The organism is Streptomyces sp. NPDC092370 (assembly GCF_044755265.1).
Classification (GTDB): Bacteria; Actinomycetota; Actinomycetes; order Streptomycetales; family Streptomycetaceae; genus Streptomyces.
In genome coordinates, this window is sequence record NZ_JBIVQO010000011.1 from 28072 (window position 1) to 44541 (window position 16470).

Consider the following 16470-nt stretch of genomic DNA (forward strand, 5'->3'; position numbering starts at 1 on the left):
GCTCGGCTCGTTCGGTAGGCGACGGCCATCGGGTGCCCCGCTCGGGCCCTCCCATGTGAAGAGCGGCGGACCGGTGCCCGGCGGGGACTGCGTACCCGGCGTGTCCGCGGTGATCAAGGCAGGTCCGGGGTCTCCACGGGCACCCGCGCCCGGGTCGAGGAGCTGTCGGCCGCTACGTCCGGCGCACGCAGCTGCGGGCAGCGTCCCCGCCGACCGGTTCGACCATGAGCCGCTCGACGCCCGAGGGCCGCGCAGCCGCTCGCGGACGCCGAGGCCGATGAGGGGGAAGCGTCGGCTCAGAGCGCGGTGCCCGTCTCCTCGGCCAGCACCCGCACGAGCCGGTCCTGGAACGCCGTGTCATGGACGGCGCGATGCGGCTCCAGCCGGCGGCCGTGGTACCAGTACCCACCGGTGATCAGGGCCTCCGGTGCGTCGCTCGACGCCAGCCACTCCTGGGTCTGGTGGCCGAGCGCCAGGTCGTCCGGCGCGCTCGGCCCGCCCATCCTCGTCGGTACCCACCCGGGATCCACGGCGTTGCTCAGCACCCCGGGGCGCAGCCGGGCCACCACGGCCGCGAGCGTCGTGACGAAGAGCTTGCTGTCGGCGTACGACCCCGCGCTCTCGCCCCGCCAGTCGACCCCGTCCAGCGACGGACGGCCGCCGAGATGCGAGTTGCTGCTCAGGTACACCAGCCGGCGCGGCCCCCGCAGCAGGGCGGTCAGCAGATACGGCGCGACGACGTTGACCGGCATGACCGCCGGTCCGCTCCATACCCCGGCGTTGTGGATGACGGCGTCGAGCGGCCGCGAGGCGTTCAGCTCGTCGGCGACCTTCCGTACGGCGTCACGGTCGGCGAAGTCGCCCACCACGAGCTGTGCCCCGCGACCGGACAAGTCGTCCAGGGCCGCCGCGCGCACCTCGTTCCGGGCGTGCACCACCACGTCGTGCCCCGCGGCCAGCAACGCATCCGCCGCGGCACGCCCCAGTCCGTCCGCGGAACCGGTCACCAGGATCCGGCTCACCGCTCCTCGCATGGAACTGCCTCCCTCTCGAGGTTCGCGTCCCGCGAAGAGACACGTACCAGATCACACAGCCGTTATCCCGGGTACCCCGGCGATCCGGTTGGTGTTGTTCTCGACGCGGTAGCCGGACATGCTTCCGTACGTGGTCCAGCCCCGGCGGGTGACCATCAGCCGGGAGGGGGGTGCCGCCGACCGACTGGCCCGGGATCTGGCAGTACACCAGCACCTCGCCCCCAGGAGTTGATCCGGCCGATGATCGTGGGGCAGTTCGTGGTGCTCGGCGCATGGATGCGGTTGCCCTCGTTGATGGCGCGGACGTTGACCCCGTCCGCCCGGACGCCGTACCAGCCCTTGCCGTGCGTCGGCTGCGGCGCTCGTCGAGGTGATGATCATGAGGGCGAGTGCTCCGGCAGCGGCCAGTGCCGCGGTCGCTCGCGCGGGTCATTCGCCGTATGAAGCCCCTCGGGTTCACCCTCGACGAGATGCGCTCCCTCCTGGAGGTCACCGACCGTCTCGACTCGGACGAGGAACCACCGCCCGGGGAGCGCGAGGAACCGCTGGACCGGCTGCGCGGCTTCGAGTGGGCCGCGCAGCAGCGGGTCGAGGACCTGCGCACGCGGTTGTCCCGGGCGGAGGAGTTCGCTGCCACGCTCGGGCGGCGCCTCGCTCGGTGTCCCGCACCCTGAGGTCCGCGCAGTCCTGCTCATGCCGCTCGGCACCTGGCTGCGCCCCGCGCACTCTGCGGGCGAACCACATCCAGTGCTCCGCGCCCCGCCGGGGTTCAGTAGCCGACGCGGAAGGTCGCGTCCTGCCGCTCGGTCGTCGTGGAGATCGGGTCGATGCGCAGGGCGTAGTCGGTGTGACGGATGTAGCGGGTCGGATTGTTGTGCGAGCGGAACGAGGACCAGCTCGCGTCCGCCAGGCCCGCCGTGCGGTGGAACGTCGCGTCCGCGGCGAACGTCGACGTGCCGTCGTTGGCGTCGAGGCGGAGCGCGTAGTTGTAGTGCCGCAGGTAGCGGGTCGGGTAGTTGACGGACCGGAAGGAGACCCCGGAGCTGTCGGCGAGTCCCGGGACCAGCGTCCACAGGGAATCCTTGTACGGCTCGATCGGGTACTCGTCGATACGTCCCAGGTAGTCGGAGTGGCGCACGTAACGGGACGGGAAGTTGTAGGACTTGAGCCGGTTCCACGTCGGCGCGCCCCACTTCGCCAGGAGGTTGCCGTACTCTGCGGCGGTGATCGTCGTGATGCCGCAGTGCTTGGAGTTGACCGGCTGGGTGTAGCTCTTCTGGTCGAGGGCCGTCCAGGTGCCGGAGGCGAGGTTGCCGGACTGCCAGGCGTAGAAGACACCGTTGGGCGTGTAGGTGTCGCCCCACAGCCACCAGGTGCCGGACGTCAGGGACTTCACCAGGGTCGGTGCCTCGGTGCCGCCGTGCGCCACGCCGGTGCTGAACTCGGTGAAGCTGCCGGGGGCCAGGGTGGTGGATCTGGCCCCGACCAGGGTCTGGTTCTTCTTGAAGTAGAGGTAGTTGTAGCCGTTCACGCCCACGGCCATGTCGCCGTCGATGACGTCGTATCCGGGGTCGAAGAAGACCTGCGGGGCGGAGGCGGTCACGAAGTCGGTCGTGTAGTTGACCATGATCACGTTGTGGCCGCTGGAGTTGACCGAGGAGTAGATCACCGCGTACTGGCGCCGGCCCGCGTCCCAGAACGCCTCGGGCGCCCAGCTGTGGGTGGCCATGTCGTGCAGTTTCAGTCGCCGGTAGCCGGTGAAGGTGCGCAGGTCGGCCGAGTCCCAGACGTGGATGTACTGGCTGTTGTAGTTCCAGTCGGTGCCCTTGAGGTCGGTGGCGAGCACGGCGAACGTGCCGTCCTGCTTGCGCATCAGGAACGGGTCGCGCAGCCCGAGCGCACCCGCGGTGGGGTGACCAGCGGGTTGTTCTGGTTGAGCGGCGTCCAGTTGAGCCCGTCGGGGCTGACGGCGAGGTGCAGGCCGTAGTCGGTGCCGTCACCGAGCTTGGTGGACTCGGTGAAGTAGACCATCGCGTACGCCGAGTCGGCGGCGTGGGCGGTGCCGGTGCCGAGGGTCAGGGCGAGCGGTACGGCGGCGGTCATGCCCAGCAGGCCGCGGCGGGAGAGGTGGGGGTTCGCGCTCATGGTCTTCTCCAAGGGGGAAGTGCGGGGAATGCCGATCTGCCATTGCTTCAAGGGCCGTTCGGAGAACCGTTCGAAAGGGGTCGGGGTATGCCGCACGCGCGTGTGCCGGTTCCTCGGCGGTGCCGTCACCGGTGTTGTCCGTCACGACGGTGGGCCACTCGACCCGGTGGGTGCCGGGCGCCGGTGACGCAGTCCCGGCCCGTCGCCACGTCCGGGCGTGCGTGCCCGGCTTCCGGAGGGAGTCGCCCTTCACCGCCCTCGATCGATATGTCGAACGACGTTCGTGGTGCCGGATGGGACCGTAGGGTGCGCGTAGCGCCACCGTCAATACTCGTGCTCGTCCCGGCGCCACGACCTCGACCGCAAGGAACCGGTGAACCGCCTCGCCGCCCTTGACCCGCCGTCAGGACGGCTTCGGCCACGGCGGTGCGTGCGTACAGCCCTGGGCGGTCGGCCCGGCGGGCCGTGACGAAGCCGGCGTGGCGCGGGGCCGTCGGGTGGCCGTCAGATGCCGGGGGACCCCGGTCATGGAGACCCGGTCCGGTGCGCCGGTTCTGTCCTGGTGGCCGGAGCATCCGGCTCGGCGAGCGGCAGGGCCCGCGTCAGGCCGGGGCGGGCGCCGCCGAGTACCCGGAGGTTCCGGCCGTCGCCCGGCCACGGGGTGTCTGCCCCGCGCAGGTCAGGAGCGCCCGGACTCTGCGTCCGGATGCCGCTGTCACGCGCCGGGCCGGCCCTGGATCTGCAGGCCGGGGCGGCGGCGGTGCACCGTCACGTACGACAGGCCGCTCTCGCCCGCGGCCATGCTGCGGACGCTGCCGTGCGGCAGCCAGACCAGGCTGCCGGGTTCCAGCGGGCTCGGTCCGGCCGCGGAGCCGAGGGTGCCGTCGCCGGCGACGACGAGCAGGAGGACGTCGAGGTCGGGTTCGGCATGAGCGTCGATGGACGTCCGGGGCGGGACGCGGATGAGGTTGGCGTCCAACTGGCGGCCGGTCTCGGCCAGGCGCCACAGGGCGCCGGACGATGCCGGGTCGGACGCGGCGAGTGAGGCGGTGTTGCACAGGACCCGCGGAACGGGAGCGTCGGCAGGGCCGAGGGGCGCCTGAGGGTCAGTCATGAGTCGTACCACCATCCGATATGGGCCTGCCCCGGGCAGGTTCACCCGCACGGCAGGCGATCCGCCGTTCACGGGCGGATACACGAAATAGCTGGCATCGGCCGCGTCCGTCAAGGCGGGCGGTCGCGTCAGCGAACCGGCGCGAAGGGGAGCACGGATGAATGTCGCAGGCGCGGTGACGGCTGCCGTCCCGTTCGTGTGGCTCGGAACGGTGCTGGAGATCTCCTTCCTGTGGGCGCCGCTGAAGTCCCGGGCGCGCGGTGTGGCCGTGCCCTGGGCCTCGGTGTCGGCCGGCTGGTTCTCCGGGCGCTCAACCGCGTCGAGGCGGTGTTCGCCGTCGCCGTCACCGCGGCGGTCAGGGCCGGTGACCCTCCTGTGTCCGGTCCTCGTGCCGGCCGGTGGCGCGGTGGTCGTGCCGGCCGCGCGCCTGCTCGTGATCCGGCCGGTTCTCAACCGCCGCTCCGACCGGATCCTCGCCGGTGAGGACCTGCCCCGGTCGCGAGCCATCTCCTCCGCATCGCGGCCGAGGCGGTCAAGGTCCTCGTGCTCCTCACCCTGGGCGTCAGTGCCCTCATGGCCTGAGGGCGTTCCTGGCGAGGGTCACCCGTGCCAGCGGACCGGTCTCCCGCGGTGCGTCACTCGTCGTCGGAGGTGGTGGTGGGGCGCGTCCGCCCGGGCTCCGGTACCTCGCCCTGCTGTGCGCGGGCGTGGAGCACGTCGCCGATGAACAGGTCGTACACGAGTACGCCGATCACGCCGCCGACGAGCGGCCCGACGATCGGGATCCACCAGTAGTCGCTGAAGGCACCTGACAGGCTGCCCGGAAACGCCAGGTCCTGCCATCCCGCCATCCAGGTGAACAGGCGCGGGCCGAAGTCACGGGCCGGGTTGATGGCGTACCCCGCGTTCGCGCCGAAGGACATGCCGATGGCGGCCACCACGAAACCGATGATCAACGGGCCGAGATTCGCCTTCACGGCCGTGTTGCGCAGGTCGATGAGGGCCACCACCAGCATGACCAGGAAGGCGGTGCCGACCACTTGGTCGATCAGCGGACCCCAGATCCCGCCGTTGAAGTACGGCGCCGGGAACGTGGCGAAGATCGAGAACGAGGCGAGGGTGTGGCCGTTGGTCTTGGGCCCCTCCATGGCGGCGTCGAAGGCGTTGATCGCATCGTGGTACACGGCGTAGACCAGGGCCGCTCCGGCCAGGGCGCCCAGTACCTGGGACACCCAGTAGGGCACGACCTTGACCCAGGGGAACCTGCGGCGGACGGCGAACGCCAGGGTCACCGCCGGGTTGATGTGCGCGCCGCTGACACCGCCGGCCACGTAGATGCCGAGGATCACGGCCATGGCCCAGCCCCAGGTGATCAGCAGCCAGTCGCCGGCGCCGAGGAAGAAGACGGTGGGTCCTTCGGTACGCCCCGAGCCGGGCAGCGCCGCGACGGTCATCGCCACCACGCCACATCCGAAGGAGATGAGGATGAACGTCCCCAGGAACTCCGCCAGGCACTCGCCCGCCAGACCTGCGCGGTGTCTGAGCCTCGAGGATTTCACCAGAGGCTTGATCTCCACTGCCATGTGATCTCTCCCTGGGGTCGCCGCGTCCCGGTTGACGCGGGGTAATCACGTCGTAACCCGGCGCGAGAGCCGCGGCAACCGCAGGAGAGCCTTGAGGTGGCGCTCTCGCTCTCCCCCCGGACGGCTCGCTCGCCCTGCCCGCTGGACGAGCGGGCTCCGGCGCGTGCGCCTCCTGGCGATCCTCAGCCGCTCTCGCACCATCTGCTGCCGGTGGTCGGCGTCGCGCACGTCGGCTGTCTGCACGGCGCCCGCATCCTGGGTCTGTCCAAGCCGGCGCGTGTCGTCGAGCACTTCGCCTGCCGGGCCCAGGTGCAGGAACGCCTGACCAGGCAGGTCACCGACTGGTTGCAGGCCCATCCGGAACCCAAGGGCGTCGGCGTGGCCATCGCGGCCGAGCACTCCTGCATGACGCTGCGCGGCTTTGGGCCACCGGCTCCGACACCCTGAGCTCCACCCTGCTCGGCCTGCTGCGCTCCGACGCGCGCTCCCGCGCCGAGTTCCTCGCCCTGACGGGGGTGGCCTCGCCGTAGCGGCGGGGCCCCGTGACGAGGCACGGCGGCACGGCGCCCGGGACCGTCGAGGGGACGGTCCCGGGCGCCGCGCACCAGCGGCTCAGCGCACCTCGCGGGCGTAGGGCGCGACCGTGATCCGGTCGATCAGCGGCGCGTACCGGGAGCGGAGCAGCACGCCCGGGAAAGTGTCCGAGGCGTAGGTGGTGCCGTCGAAGTTGGGCAGTTCCTCGGAGCGGAAGCCGACCGTGTTCTTCCCCTTCTTCAGCTGTACCGGGACGGTCAGCTCCCAGAAGTTGTTCTGGTGGAAGCTGTGCGGGAAGCCGACGCGCCGCGCCGTGCCGCCGTTGACACTGATGTCGGCGTGGCGGGCGAGCGGGTCGGGGTTGTAGTGGGTGGCTTCCGACTGCTCCGGGTTGGAGTAGCGGATGCGCAGCGCGTACAGCCCGGCCCGGTCGGCCGTGACGGTGAACGTCGCCGTGTTGTCGTTGCCGGGGGCGCCTCCGATGCCCGTGATCGCCGTGCCGTCGGTGGCGAGGGAGAGCGGGGCGAGCGCGGCCGAACCGGCGAGAGCGGCGTCTCCGGCCTCGTACGTGCGCACCGGCAGCGTGCCCTCGGACGGCGTGACCGTGAGGCGGTCGACGAGGGTCGTGGACGCGCCTGCCGTCACGGTGACCTTGTTGACACCGCCGGACAGGGAGACCGCCGCTCGGCTCCTGTTCCCGGCCAGACGCAGGACGTCATGGCCGTTCACGGAGAGCCGGGCGCCCGTGCCGCCGAGGGTGTCGACCCCGAGCGTGGCCTCGCCGTCGGCCGGTGAGTACACCCAGAAGGTGGCGCTCTGGCCCTTGGCGAGGCGCATCGCGCCCGAGCCGGTGGCCGCCGGCCTCGGCAGGTCGTAGACCGGGCGCGCTCCGCCGGCCGGCCAGGCCAGTTCTCCCTCGTACACCCGGGTGTCCGCCGAGGGGCGGGGGAGGGAGAGGGTGAGGCGGTCGACGATGGCGTCGCCCTTCGTGGCGCGCTTGCCGTCGGCACTCTTCGCGGCCAGCGTCAGGGTGTGCTTGCCCTTGGTCAGTTCGACCTCGGTGTCGGTGTGGTCCCAGACGACCCACTTGTAGCCGAGCGGCAGGTGCAGTTCCCGTTCGCTGCCGGCCTTGCCGTCGACGCGCAGGAAGACGTTGGTGGGGCCCTGTTCCCTGACCTTGTCGAAGGTGTTCAGGGAGTTGGCGAAGACGCTCAGGTCGTAGGTGCCGTCCTCGGGCACGTCCACGGTGAAGTCGAGTGTGACGTCCGAGCCGGTGCGCAGGCCGCCGACGTCGTGGCCGCCGGAGGTGTAGAACTTCGACACGTCCTTCGGTGAGCCCTCCGGGCCGTTCTTCGACCATCCGGAGCCGGTGTGCGCGGCGTCCTCCGCCTCGTAGGAGGACTGCCAGCGCACGGGCGGCGACTGCGTGCCCTTCGCCTCGCCGGCCGGACTGAGGACGACCTCGTAGGCCGAGGACTCCTTCAGCTTCGGCAGGGCGCCGTCGCCGAAGTCGAAGGCCACCGTGCCGTCGTCGCCGACCTTGAGATTCGACTCCGCGAGCAGCTTCGGGCCGGACGAGTCGCCGACCTGCCCGCTCCACTCGATCTCCCGCACCCAGGCGTGCACGCGCTCGCCGAAGACCTTCTTCGGGACGCCCGCGAAGGTGATGTGCCCCTTGCCGGTGGAGCCGCCGAAGACCAGCCGGGACTGCTTCCTTCTCTCGTCGAGGGTGGCGACGCCCTGCATGGTGTAGTTCTCGCCGGGGAACGGCGGGGTCACCTTCACCGTGTGCCCGCTCATCGAGGCGTACGCGTTCAGCAGCCACCACTGGCCGTTGCCGCGGCCCGACTGCACCGCGGAGTCGGAGAGGTTGCCGTCGATGTTCCAGTACGCGATGTCGGCGTCGACCTTGGACTCCTCGATCGCGGACACCCACTGGATCATCTGACCGGGCACGGAGGTGTGGTAGTTGAAGGCGTACTCGTTGATGTTGACGGGGAGTCGGGTGCCTTCGCGGTCGGTGCCCTTGAACAGATCCTTCTCCCAGGCCCGGTACGTGGCGACGCTCTGGCGCACCGCCTCCGGGTGGCTCAGCTCGTGCCAGGTGATGACCTGCGGGAGGGTGCCGGCGGCCAGGGTGTGGCCGAGGAAGCCCTTCACCTGGTCATACAGGACGCTGGTGTTGGGTCCCGCGATGCGGGCGTCGGGCATCTTGCCCTTGATGAGCTTGTAGGTGTCGTCCCAGGCGGCGAAGAAGGCGTCGGGGTCGCTGAGCCAGCTGACCTTGTCGTAACTCCACTCGCCGGTGCCGAACATGTTGCCCTCGGGCTCGTTGAACGGCACGAAGACGATGTTGTCCCGGTACCGCTGCGGCAGCTTGAGGACCTGGTCGACCTGCTCGGCGATCTTCTCCTTGTAGAGCTTGAGCTTCTCCGCGGGGGTGTCGCCCGGCCACTGGTACGGGAAGCCGCGGTGGATGTCGGTCATGTAGATGTACACATCACCGTCGGTGGAGTCGGCCAGCGGCTTGACCACCTCCAGGGCGTCGGCACCCGGGTGCTGCGGTCCGTCCTGCGCCTTGGTGGAGACCGTGCGCAGGCCCATGCCCTCCATGAGGTTGTTGGTGGGGACGTCCGGCCCGTACACGCCGTACAGGGTGCCCGAGGCGCCGCCGTGGAAGGCGCCGGTGTTCGAGCCGAGGTCGACGGTGAGCTGCCCCTCGCGGATTACCGTGACGGTGGCCTTCACCGCGCGCCCGGCCGCGGTTCCGGCGACCGTGAAGGTGCCCGGCGCGGCGTACTTGTCGGAGGGGACGGCGTCCCAGGTGATGGGGGTGTCGCGGTCGTAGCCGTCGGAGAAGGAGGAACGGACGGCGGCCGGCAGGGACGGGGCGGTCCCGCTGGTGGTACGGACGTCGAACGACGTCCGTGTGAGCTCTTGGACGGTCGGCACGGCACCGACGGTGCCGGCCACCTGCTCGGGGCTCAGTGCCGTGTGCCACACCGTGAAGTCGTCGATGGCGCCCTTGAGCAGCGGGTCGGGGTAGAGGGACTTGCCTATGCAGCCCGCGGCGGTGGCCGAACCGTCCAGCAGGTCCCCCGCCTTGATGCCGGTCGCGGTGGAGGAGACCGCCACGCCGTCGAGGTAGGTGGTGAGCCGGCCGGCGGTGGTGTCCAGGGTGACGGTGACCGTCCGCCACTCGTTCGCGGGCAGGCTCGCGTAACCGCGGATCTGGGCTTCCGCGCCTCCGCCACCGGTGGTCACGGAGGTCTGGAACACACCTCCGCCGTTGTACGGGGTGACGAAGAGGTACTTGGTGGTGTCCGTGCCCAGGTCGAAGATCCGCTGCCAGGGCGACGTGTCACCGCTCCACTTCACCCGGGCGGAGACGGTGAGGTCGCTCGTCCCGGCGATCACCTGGCGGGGCAGGCGGACGTACGCGCCCTCGGAGGCCGGGGCGCCGCCGGGCAGGGACAGTGCCTTGCCTCCGGCCGTGCCGTCGACCGACCGGGCGGTGGAGCCGTTCACCAGGGTCGCCGTCAGGCCGTTGCCCGAGCTGTCCGTGATCTTCCCGGAGGTGAGGTCGTCCTGGTCGAAGGAGTAGTGGGCGGCGGGCTGGGGTGCCTCGGCGGCCTGCGCGGGGGCGGCCGGTGCGGCGAGCAGACCCGCCCCGAGGGTCAGCGCCACGGCGGCCGGGGCCCGGCGCCGCGTGAATCTGTCAGCGGATGGCATGGATGGCGTCCTCAGTCGTCGTGTCGTCGCTGCGGCGCGCAGCGGTTCTGGTCGGCACGTGCGTCGAGCCGGTTCGATCCCTCGTGCGCGCGGGGGCAGGGGTCGTGGGGCGGATGCGTGGCTTCGCGGACGGGGGCATGAGGTGTGCCGCACCGCTGCCTGAAGGGATCGCAGTGTCGAACCGGTTCGCGAAGCTAGCACCGGGTCTCTCGGCGGACAATCCCTGCGACACGAGGATCTTGGCGGGACGCCCGATCTCAGGGAAGTGCGGCACGGATGTTGACAGGAGTCCGGGCAGTTCCTACCTTCCTGCCAAGCGAACCGGTTCGACGAACTAGGAGTTGCCGTGAACATCGGTGAGATCGCCAAGCGTGCCGGTGTCTCGCGGAGCACCGTGTCCTACGCGCTGAGCGGCAAGCGCCCGGTCTCCGAGGACACCCGTCGGAAGATCCAGCAGGTCGTCGACGAACTGGGTTACCAGCCCAGCGCCAGCGCCCGCGCCCTGGCCAACGGGCGGACCAGCACGATCGGCCTCGTCTTCCCGCCGGCCGGAAACCACTACACCGGAATGCAGCTGGACTTCATCGGCAGCGTCGTGGAGGCCGCCGCGGCCTACGACTACGACGTGCTGCTGTCACCGAGCGGCGTGGACAGCGACCGCTCGTTCCAGCGGCTGCTGGGGGAGCGGCGGGTCGACGGCGTCATCCTGATGGAGATCAGGCTGGAGGACGACCGGGCCGATCACCTGGCCGCCCTGGACTTCCCGGCCGTCGCCATCGGCCGCACCGCCCGCCCGGAGAACGGCTGGTGGGTGGGCCTGGACCACACGGCCCTGGCCGCGGCCTGCGTCCACCACCTCGCGGACCTCGGCCACCGCCGGGTCGCCTTCGTCAACCGGCCGGAGCAACTGCTGAAGGCCGGGTACGAGTCGGCACACCGTGGCCTGGACGGATTCACCAAAGCCGCGGCCGAGCGCGGGCTGACCGTCCGCACGTACTGCTGTGGCGACGACGCCGCCTCGGGCCAGGCCTGCCTGGAGCGGATCCTGCACGACGACCCGGAGACCACCGCCCTGGTCACGCTGAACGAGGCCGCACTGGGCGGTCTGTACCGGGGGCTGGCCCGGGCCGGCCGCCATGTGCCGCGCGACTTCTCCGTCACCGGAGTGGTGGCGAGCCGGTGGGCGGAGACGGTCACCCCGCAGCTCACCGCCGCCGACGTACCGGCGGAGGAGTTGGGCCGGCGCGCCGTCGACCTGCTCGTGGAACGGCTCGACCAGCCCGGCGCCCCCGCCCGGCACCACCTGCTGACACCCCCCATCTCGCTGCGGGCCAGCACCGGGCCCGCCTCCGGCTCCCAGCGGCCCTGACACCGGCCGCCCCTCCCTCCCTCTTCTTCTCCGAGCACGCCCTCCCCCTCACCGCCTCCCTCCGGTGTGCCCGCTCCCCTCATGCCGCCCCTGCCACGGCACCCCTGTGCCAAGAACGAAGGAACCCGCCATGCGCACCTCCTCCAGACGGCGCCTCGCCGCAGTGACACTCTCGACGGTCCTCGCCGCCGCCGGCACCGCCTGCTCCTCCGGCTCGGGCAGCACCGGCACCAAGGGCGCGGACAGCGGCACCTACACCATCTGGGACCCCTACCCGCAGTTCGCCAAGGGCTCGGCCTGGGTGAAGCTGCTGGACGCCTGCGGCGCCGAGGCCGGTGTGAAGGTCAAGCGGACCGGCTTCGACACCAGCGACCTCGCCAACAAGACGCTGCTCGCGGCCCAGCAGGGCAACTCCCCGGACGTACTCATCGTCGACAACCCGGTGGTGTCGACCCTCGCCGAGGCGGGCGTGCTCACCACGACCGGCGACAACAAGCTCGACACCTCCGCCGTGGACCCCAACCTCCTAGCCGCCGGCCAGTCGGGCGGCAAGACCTACGGCACCCCCATCGGCGCCAACACCCTCGCGCTCTACTACAACAAGAAGGTCCTGAAGGAGGCCGGCGTCGACATCACCTCCGTCAAGGACTGGAAGTCGCTGACGGCAGCCCTGGACAAGGTCGAGAAGGCGGGCAAGAAGGGCATCACCTTCTCCGCGATCGGCACGGAGGAGGGCAGTTTCCAGTTCCTGCCGTGGTTCTGGGGCTCCGGCGCGAAGCTGACGGAACTCGACTCCGCCCAGGCCGTCTCCGCGCTGTCCCTGTGGAAGAACTGGCTCGACAAGGGCTACGCCCCCAACTCCGTGCTCAACAACACCCAGACGACCAGCTGGCAGGAGTTCGCGAGCGGCGACTACGCCTTCGCCGAGAACGGCACCTGGCAGCTCGCGGCCGCCAAGAAGGCCGGACTCGACTACGGAGTCCTGCCCATACCCGCCTCCGGCGGAGGCGCCGCCGCGGCCCCGACGGGCGGCGAGTTCGTCACCGTCCCCGTCCAGGGCGACACCGCCCGCTACACCACCACGAGCAAGCTCACGAGCTGTCTGACCAGCACGACCAACCTGTACGACACCGACACCACCCTCTCCTACGTCGCTCCCACCGACGAGGTCCGCAAGAAGCAGGTGGCGGCCGACCCCGCGCTCACGCCGTGGGTCGACGCGGTCAAGGCGGCCAAGGGCCGCACCAGCGACGACCTGGGCACCAAGTACCCCAAGATCTCCGAGCAGATGTGGAAGGCCGTGCAGTCCGCGCTCAGCGGGTCCACGTCGCCCAAGGACGCGCTGACGTCAGCCCAGGCCGCGGTCAAGTGACATGGCACCGATGAAGCAGACCATCCACCCGCCGGACCACCGGTCCGTGCGGCCCCGGAACGGGGCGGCCCACGCCGCCCCGCCCCCGGACCGCACCACGACCCGCCGCCGGCCGGGCTCCCCGCAGTGGGCGGCCTGGGCCTTCCTCACCCCGGTGACGCTCTACCTCGTCCTCTTCTACGCCTATCCGCTCTACCGCAACCTCGACCTGAGCCTGCGCGACTACACCGTCCGCTCCTTCGTCCGGGGCGATGCGCCGTTCACCGGCCTGCAGAACTACCAGAAGGTCTTCGACGACCCGACCTTCGCTCCGGCCCTGCTGCACACCGTGGTCTTCACCGGCGTCTGCCTGGCCTTCCAGTACGCCATCGGCCTGGCCCTCGCCGTCTTCTTCAACCAGCACTTCCGGCTGTCGGCGACCTTGCGGGCCCTGTTCCTCGTCCCCTGGCTGCTGCCGCTGATCGTGTCGGCCTCGACCTGGTCGTGGATGCTCAACAGCGAATCCGGCATCGTCAACGCGGCGCTGCACGCCGTGGGCGCCGACCCCGTCAACTGGCTGACGTCACCCTCCTGGTCGCTGACCTCGGTGATCATCGCGAACATCTGGATCGGCGTCCCGTTCAACCTGGTCGTGCTCTACAGCGGCCTGCAGTCCATCCCGGCCGGCCTGTACGAGGCGGCGGCCCTCGACGGGGCGGGGCCCTGGCGCCGCTTCTGGAGCATCACCTTCCCCCTGCTGCGCCCGGTCTCCGCGATCACCCTGCTCCTCGGGCTGGTCTACACGCTGAAGGTCTTCGACATCATCTGGATCATGACCAAAGGCGGCCCGGCCGACGCGTCCACGACCCTCGCCACCTGGTCCTATCAGCTCGGCTTCGGCAACCTGCTGCCCGCCTTCGGACCGGGCGCGGCCGTCGGCAACCTGCTGGTGGTGGCCGCCCTGGTGTTCGGCCTGGTCTACACGAGGGTCCAGCGAAAGCAGGCGTACTCATGAAAAGCCGACGCACCTGGGGAAAGACGACCCTCGGCATCCTGCTGACCGCGATCATGCTCTTCCCGGTCTACTGGATGCTCAACGTGTCCCTCACCCGCGACCAGGACATGCGCAAGTCCCCGCCCGGCCTGTTCCCCGTCCACGGCACCCTGGCCGGCTACCGCACCGTCCTCGACGAGCAGCTGCCCTACCTCGCCACCAGCCTGGCCATCGGCCTGGGCACCGTCACCTTGACCGTGGCCCTGTCCGCCCCGGCCGGCTACGCCCTGGCCAAACTGCGCCCGCGCGGCGGAGGAGTGCTGAGCTTCCTCCTGCTCGCCGCGCAGATGATCCCCGGCATCATCATGGCGATGGGCTTCTACGCCATCTACCTCCAGCTCGGCCTGCTCCAGTCCGTCCCCGGCCTGATCGTCGCCGACTCCACCCTGGCCGTCCCCTTCGCGGTGCTCATCTTCACCGCGTTCATGTCCGGCATCCCCGGGGAACTGCTCCAGGCGGCCCGGACGGACGGCGCCGGCCCGGTGCGCACCTTCTGGTCGATCGTCCTGCCGATGAGCCGCAACGCCGTCGTCACGGTGTCGCTCTTCGCGTTCCTGTGGTCCTGGTCCGACTTCGTCTTCGCCAGCACGCTGGTCAACGGCGGGGCGCACGAGCCGATCACGCTCGGCATCTACCACTACATCGGCAACAACAACCAGGAGTGGAACGCCATCATGGCCACCGCCGTCGTGGCCTCGCTGCCCGCCGCGGTCATCCTCGTCCTGGCCCAGCGCTATGTCGCCGCCGGCGTGACGGCCGGCGCGGTCAAGGACTGACCCACCCTGCTCGAGAAACGAGTGACCTTTCATGACCGCCGACCATTCCGGCCCGGCCTTCTCCGTTCAGGACATCCCGTTCAGCACGTACGGATCCTGGTTCGGCATCTCGCCCGTGGTGGCGGAGAAGACGTACGCCGAGGATCTCCACCTCGTCTCCCACCAGAACGGCATGCACGCCGTTCTGCGCCTGACACCGCTGGACCCCGTGACGGGTGACCGGGCCGAGACCCGCGTGGAGGCGAGACCGGGCCTGCTCAGCTGGATCGGCGTGGGCGGACGCGTCGACCTCGCCTACGAGTCGCCGGACACCGTACGGCTGCGCGGGAGCGGCCTGGGGATCGCCGTACGAGCGGCCGCTCAGATCCTGACACCGTTCAGCGGAACCTACTTCTTCCACGACGCCGCCGCCGACGCCCCCGTGTTCACGTCCTACGAGACCGGACGCCGGTACCGCGTCACCGTGCTGTCCGGCACCGCCGACATCGCCGGAGCCCAGGCGCTGGGCAGTGCCGAACGCGGTCTCGCCACCACCGCGGAGACGGGCGGGACCTGGGAGATCGCGATCGAGGAACTCGACGCGGCTCGCCCGCCGTACACGTCCGCGGCGGCCTTCGACGAGATCGTGGCAGCCGGGCGACGCGCGTTCACCCAGTTCGTGGACGCCGTCGCCCCCTGGCGCTCGTCCGCCACCCCGGCCGCCGAACTGGCCGCCTACGTCATCTGGTCGGCCACCGTACGCCCGATGGGCCTCGTCACCCGGCCCGCGGTGCTGATGTCCAAGCACTGGATGGACAAGGTGTGGAGCTGGGACCACTGCTTCAACGCCCTCGCGCTGGCCCCCGGTTGCCCGGAACTGGCCCGGGACCAGTTCGCGCTGCCCTTCGACCACCAGGACGGCAGCGGCGCCCTGCCGGACTCCGTGACCCACTCCGAGGTCCTCTACAACTTCGTCAAACCGCCCATCCACGGCTGGGCCTTCGGGCACCTGCGCCGCCGTCTGCCGACGCCCCCCGGCCCGGCCGACCTGGCCGAGGTCTACCACCGGCTGGAACGCTGGACGAACTTCTGGCTCACCGCCCGGCGCGCCCCTGGTGCCGCCTTCCCCCACTACCAGCACGGCAACGACAGCGGCTGGGACAACGCCACCACCTTCGACCCCGAGCGGGTGGTCGAGAGCGCGGACCTGTCCGCCTTCCTCGTCCTTCAGCTCCATGAACTCGCCGAACTGGCCAAGGAGTTGGACCGAACGGACGAGGCCGGGCGGTGGAAGCGGGCCGCCGAGGAGACCCAGGCGGCGTTGCTGGAGCACCTCTGGAGCGGCGACCGGTTCGTCGCCCGGGGCGTCGGCACGGGGGACACCTGGAGCAGCGCCAGTCTCCTCGACCTGATGCCGATCGTGCTCGGGGAGCATCTGCCGGGCGACGTCAGCGGCGCCCTGGCCGGCCATATCAAGGCGCACCTGACCCCCTACGGTCTCGCCACCGAACTGCCCACCTCGCCCCACTACCTCGACGACGGCTATTGGCGCGGCCCCATCTGGGCCCCCGCCACCGTCCTCATCGAGGACGGCCTGCGCCGCGCCGGCCACCACCGCCTGGCGGACGACATCAGCACCCGCTTCCGCGCCCTGTGCGAGAACCACGGCTTCGCCGAGAACTTCGACGCCCTCACCGGGACGGGCCTGCGCGACCGCGCCTACACCTGGACCGCGGGCAGCTACCTCCTCCTCGCGGAGGCGCACGTACGCCGAGGTGACCATGCCCTGACGTGAACGC

9 protein-coding genes and 4 pseudogenes are annotated in these 16470 nt (G+C 70.6%); 8 read left to right on the forward strand and 5 right to left on the reverse strand.

The features are described 5' to 3' along the window. Positions 1–296: 296 nt before the first annotated feature. Positions 297–1022, reverse strand: coding sequence for an SDR family NAD(P)-dependent oxidoreductase (locus ACIQHQ_RS28400; protein ID WP_402617449.1), 726 nt, complete (start codon positions 1020–1022; stop codon positions 297–299). A 440-nt stretch (positions 1023–1462) separates the two neighbouring features. Between ACIQHQ_RS28400 and ACIQHQ_RS28405 the strand changes: the two are divergent. Beyond that, positions 1463–1708: pseudogene (locus tag ACIQHQ_RS28405) on the forward strand (MerR family transcriptional regulator); the annotation flags it as partial. A gap of 95 nt (positions 1709–1803) precedes the next feature. On the opposite strand, the pseudogene ACIQHQ_RS28410 reads toward ACIQHQ_RS28405, so the two are convergent. Beyond that, positions 1804–3179: pseudogene (locus tag ACIQHQ_RS28410) on the reverse strand (glycoside hydrolase family 43 protein). 715 nt (positions 3180–3894) lie between these two features. Then, positions 3895–4293, reverse strand: a complete 399-nt coding sequence (locus ACIQHQ_RS28415) for a cupin domain-containing protein (protein ID WP_402616870.1) — start codon at positions 4291–4293, stop codon at positions 3895–3897. A gap of 157 nt (positions 4294–4450) precedes the next feature. On the opposite strand from ACIQHQ_RS28415, the pseudogene ACIQHQ_RS28420 reads away from it, so the two are divergent. Then, a pseudogene (locus ACIQHQ_RS28420) lies at positions 4451–4875 on the forward strand (hypothetical protein). Positions 4876–4928: 53 nt separating this feature from the next. On the opposite strand, the gene ACIQHQ_RS28425 reads toward ACIQHQ_RS28420, so the two are convergent. Then, entirely contained in the window at positions 4929–5876 is a 948-nt protein-coding gene (locus tag ACIQHQ_RS28425) for an MIP/aquaporin family protein (RefSeq protein ID WP_402616873.1), read from the reverse strand. Between the two features lie 195 nt (positions 5877–6071). Between ACIQHQ_RS28425 and ACIQHQ_RS28430 the strand changes: the two are divergent. After that, positions 6072–6406, forward strand: a pseudogene (locus ACIQHQ_RS28430) (GTP cyclohydrolase I); the annotation flags it as partial. An 82-nt stretch (positions 6407–6488) separates the two neighbouring features. Here ACIQHQ_RS28430 and ACIQHQ_RS28435 read toward each other — a convergent pair. Beyond that, positions 6489–10142, reverse strand: a complete 3654-nt coding sequence (locus ACIQHQ_RS28435; RefSeq protein WP_402616876.1) for a LamG-like jellyroll fold domain-containing protein — start codon at positions 10140–10142, stop codon at positions 6489–6491. A 346-nt stretch (positions 10143–10488) separates the two neighbouring features. Here ACIQHQ_RS28435 and ACIQHQ_RS28440 point away from each other — a divergent pair, with 346 nt between their 5' ends. The 5 genes from ACIQHQ_RS28440 to ACIQHQ_RS28460 all read left to right on the forward strand — a co-directional run bounded on the left by ACIQHQ_RS28440 (position 10489) and on the right by ACIQHQ_RS28460 (position 16466). Further along, entirely contained in the window at positions 10489–11511 is a 1023-nt protein-coding gene (locus ACIQHQ_RS28440) for a LacI family DNA-binding transcriptional regulator (protein WP_402616879.1), read from the forward strand. A gap of 130 nt (positions 11512–11641) precedes the next feature. Then, entirely contained in the window at positions 11642–12883 is a 1242-nt protein-coding gene (locus ACIQHQ_RS28445) for an extracellular solute-binding protein (protein WP_402616882.1), read from the forward strand. A 10-nt stretch (positions 12884–12893) separates the two neighbouring features. Then, complete coding sequence (locus ACIQHQ_RS28450) at positions 12894–13877, forward strand: carbohydrate ABC transporter permease (protein WP_402616885.1); 984 nt, start codon at positions 12894–12896, stop codon at positions 13875–13877. Further along, positions 13874–14692, forward strand: coding sequence for a carbohydrate ABC transporter permease (locus ACIQHQ_RS28455; protein ID WP_402616888.1), 819 nt, complete (start codon positions 13874–13876; stop codon positions 14690–14692). The genes ACIQHQ_RS28450 and ACIQHQ_RS28455 overlap by 4 nt, the downstream gene beginning before the upstream one ends. Before the next feature lie 31 nt (positions 14693–14723). After that, entirely contained in the window at positions 14724–16466 is a 1743-nt protein-coding gene (locus ACIQHQ_RS28460) for an MGH1-like glycoside hydrolase domain-containing protein (protein WP_402616891.1), read from the forward strand. The last annotated feature ends 4 nt before the right edge of the window (positions 16467–16470 follow it).